Raw genomic sequence first — 3,863 nt, 5'->3', positions numbered from 1 at the left:
GGAATGGCCTGAGTGAGGACGGGCTCCGCGGTGCAGTCAGCGAGGTTCGGCGGGAAACCGGTGGGCGGAACACCCGTAAGGACTGCCAGGCGATAGAGGGCTTCTTTCCGCCGGCTCTCGTAGACCGGGAGCGTGGAGAGCAGTTGTTCTTCTTGCGTCGTAGAGCGGGTCACGTCCAGCGACGTGTTCCGGCCATCACTGAACTGACGCGATGCAAGCTGGGTCTCCTGCCGCTGGATATCGATGGCGCGCCGGGCCACCACCAGTTCCCGCCCGGCCGCGCATGCGCCGATGAAGGCTTGCACCGTCTGGGCGGCGACCGTCATTCGGGTTGCCGCCTGGGCGGCCCGTGCGGCGTCCACGTTGGCGTTTGCAGCCTCGATCGAACGGCGCACCTGGCCGAAGAGGTCAACTTGGTACGACACCGATGCACCGAGCTCATATGTGCGCTCGTTTGGCAGCGGGCCCGCGACCAACTGTTCCTCTGCAGAGTCGCGTGCATAGGCGCCGGCTGCTTGCAGGCCGATCTGGGGCAGGCGGGCATCGCGAGAGACGTCAAGACCCGCCTGCGCACGGGCAAGGTTAGCGACAGCGATGCGGACGTCTGTGTTGGCGGTCAACGCCTGGTCGACGAGGGAATTGAGTTGGGGCGTGCCGTACAGGCGCCACCACTGGTCGATAGCGGGTGCTACGCTGACAGCGGAATTATCTATGACCCGAAATGGGCCTTGTACATCGGGCCGCTCCATGACGGCAGAAGGCGGGCGACGGTAATCAGGCGTGAGCACCGTGCATCCGGCTAGCAGGGTCACGGCTGCAAGCACAAGGGCTCGCCGCCTCATCTCGGATTCCTGATAACGACAGGCCTGATGCGTACGGTTGCCGTGCGCCCGGCAATGGGCAGCACGCCGGCAGGAATCGAATCGAGCCTGACCCGCACGGGGATGCGTTGGGCAAGCCGTACCCAGTTGAAGGTCGGGTTGACGTTGGCAAGCAGCCTCGGGCTGCTGACCGTGTCGCGATCTTCGATACCTCCTGAAATGCTCTCGACATGGCCATGCATGACGGCCGACTCACCCATCAAGATGACATCGACCACGTCACCCACATGGATGCGGGGAATTTTTGTTTCCTCGAAGTATCCCTCCACGCGCAACGACGCAGTGTCGATGAGGGCAAAAACTGGTTTCCCCGCCGTCGCATAATCTCCCGGCTGGAGCTCGATGTTCGACACGATGCCATCCGTGGGTGCCAACACATCCGTCCGGGCGAGATTCAGGTCGGCGGTATCAAGTGCAGCCTGCGCCTGCAGACGGTTGGCAGTGAGCGTGTCGACCTTCATCTGGCTCTCTTCGCGCATCTCGTTGCTGACAAGGTTGCCAAGACGCCGGTTTCTCGCGTTTTCACGACGGGCCTGGTCAATCTGGATGTCGAGCGTGCGCACATTGGCGGCGGCCTGCGCGCGCGCCAGTGTAAATCGGGGATGATCGATGACGAACAAAAGCTCGCCGCGCCTCACGCGCTGGTTGTCCCTGACATGCACCTCCGTGATAAGGCCAGTTACGTCCGGAGTTATCTGGATGGTGTCGGCACGCACGCGCCCGTTGCGGGTCCAGGGGTCCACCTGGTAGTACTGCCACAGGAAATAGCCCGCAAGGCAGGCAGCGAACACCACGACTAGGGTGACGAGGACGCGGATGATTGCGCGCAGAGTGGGACGCATGGCAGCTATCCAGACCATCAGCGGTGGAGCACGGCTGCGAAGCCGGCCCAGAGAACGACAAAGAGGGCGGCATCGGCAAGGCCGGGGTGCCACATCCAAGCATACGCGTGCGTGCGGCCAAGAACCCAGCGGAGCACGAGGTGGCTGACACCGGCGAGCAGTGCTGTCACTAGCGCGCCATGCAAAAAAACCCCGCCGACGTCCCACTCACCGTTCATGGCCGTCTCTCGTGGCAAGAGTGTGGCGTAGACCGACCCAGGCCGACACGCCACGCAGGCGCGAGCGATACGGTATCAGAGCGAGCACCGTCGGCTGCAAGGAGGCAAGCGCATCGGTGACCTGGATAGGCGTTGGTGCGTCGGGTCTGACCGCAAGCATGTCAAAGTAGCGGACCAGCGCTTCTCGCAAGCGCGCAAGGCCGATCGTCCCGGTCTCGTCCATGACGGCACGTAGGGCAATGAGTTCACTGAGGCTCACGCCAATGCGAAGGTCCCGTAGGCTACTGGCCGCCAGTCGCGATGCGGGCGGAATTCTCGGCAAGAGCAACCCGACCCGGTCGAGCATGCGCATAGCAAAGGGGACGACCGAGGCCGGCGGTCGCCTTGCAAGCGCCGACAAGTCGCGCCAGCCGGAGCGGACAATGCGCCGGGCGACCCACTGGCCTTCCATCACCCGGACTGCTTGGGTGAGCAGCAGGGCAACCGTGGTGCCAAGCGATGACGACAGGGCGAGGTTGGCAAACGCTTCCATGTCGCCGTGATAACTCGGCTGGATACCGATGACAGTGGTGGTGACCAGCAGCACCGACAGGGCGCGCAGCGCGTGCCGGGGCACGGTCATGAGTGCTGCGGGAATCGCGATGAGCGGAAAAAGGACAATGGCCAGCGGAATGAAACCGTCGAGCAAGGGCAAGATGGCAAACACGTAAATCGCGCCAATGGGGATAGAAGCAAGTGTCCAGACCAGCATCTTGCGCATGACGGGGGTCGGGTCGTCGAAGGCGGCAAAGAGCGACGTGAGTACGGCGGCGATGCCGATGCCGACAGTCGCTGGAGGCCACTGAATCCAAAGAGCCAATCCGCCACACACCAGAACGGCGATGGCAGCATTGAGCGCAGACCAGGCAGCTACGGCCTGGTCGACGTGCAGACTCAAGACCGGGGAGTGTTCAACCAGACGTGCCGCCGTCGGGCTCATATCACGGTCGGGCGTTGCCAGTGCGTCGGCCAGATGCAGGCACTCGTGCCATGCGACGGCTAGCTCGCCCATGCGTTCTGCAAGGCTGATTTCGACAAGTGCGGTCCATCCTGTCGTGGCCGTTGCAGCCGGCACAGTTGCGCGCAGTAATGCTTTGAGTGCACGAAGTCCAAATGCGTCAAGCCCGTCACCCTCAAACCAGTCCCTCGCCCTAGCGAGCGCTTCTTTAAGGGCAGGGCTTCGGTCCCGGGCAGGTAGTTGGCTCAGGCGGTCGTCGACGGCAGAGAGCAGGGGCAATAGGGCTGCAAGGCGCTCAGCAAGAGCCTTGGCAGCCGGTGCTCGGCTTTGGCCCCGGGGCGATTCAAAGGCGAGCACCGAGGCCTGCAGGGCGACATCGACTGTCGCAGTGGCAAAGCGCAACCGGCTGAGTTCGTCGGCCGGCGCGGTGGCCCCGTCAATGACTTTGGTGATGGCCCCCCGCGCACCTTCTATCGCACCTTGGACTTTGGCACCTAGGACCGCATGCACACTCCTAGGTAGGATCAGCGCGTGGGCGAGCGATGCGCACACAACCCCGATCAGGATTTCTTCAGTGCGGGCAATAGCCGTCGTGAAGATGTTGACGGGGTTGTCGATGACCGGCAAGCCGACGAGGATGGCGCCGTAACCTGCCAACAGCGGTAGGTAACTTCTCGGCGTGCGGTCTTGCAAGGAGACATAGACGCAGAGTGCAAGCCAGCTGGCAAGCGCTATGAGCATCAGTTCCGGCGCGTCGACCGTGTTGGGGATAATGGCTAGCGCAGCGATGAGTCCGATGACGGTGCCCACCACGCGAAACGCTGCCTTGGCCCAGACCGCGCCCTCAATCGAGGGCTGGCTGGTCAAGAAAACGGTGATGACGGCCCACCAGGGATTGGGCAACTCGAAACTGAAGGCAATGAAC

General features: G+C 63.1%; 4 protein-coding genes. All 4 read right to left on the bottom strand.

Annotated elements, in window-relative coordinates; genetic code table 11:
- Positions 1–788, bottom strand: a 788-nt coding sequence (locus tag AC1DT2_RS17460) for a TolC family protein (protein WP_477297723.1), incomplete at its 3' end; no start/stop codon positions are given.
- 50 nt (positions 789–838) lie between these two features.
- Positions 839–1,723, bottom strand: coding sequence for an efflux RND transporter periplasmic adaptor subunit (locus tag AC1DT2_RS17455; RefSeq protein WP_477297721.1), 885 nt, complete (start codon positions 1,721–1,723; stop codon positions 839–841).
- A 17-nt stretch (positions 1,724–1,740) separates the two neighbouring features.
- On the bottom strand, positions 1,741–1,941 hold the full coding sequence (locus tag AC1DT2_RS17450) for a DUF1656 domain-containing protein (protein WP_477297720.1): 201 nt from the start codon (positions 1,939–1,941) through the stop codon (positions 1,741–1,743).
- Positions 1,931–3,863: FUSC family protein (locus AC1DT2_RS17445; RefSeq protein ID WP_477297719.1), on the bottom strand; the 1,933-nt coding region annotated here is incomplete at its 5' end. The genes AC1DT2_RS17450 and AC1DT2_RS17445, both read right to left, overlap by 11 nt.

The organism is Luteibacter sp. P4_E6 (genome assembly GCF_056401535.1).
Note: the sequence above shows the minus strand (reverse complement) of the source record. Positions and strands in the feature narration are given on the sequence as shown.

Coding starts and splice junctions, on each gene's coding strand:
- AC1DT2_RS17450 (WP_477297720.1), bottom strand. CDS start 1,941: ATGAACGGTGAGTGGGACGTCGGCGGGGTTTTTTTGCATGGCGCGCTA.
- AC1DT2_RS17455 (WP_477297721.1), bottom strand. CDS start 1,723: ATGCGTCCCACTCTGCGCGCAATCATCCGCGTCCTCGTCACCCTAGTC.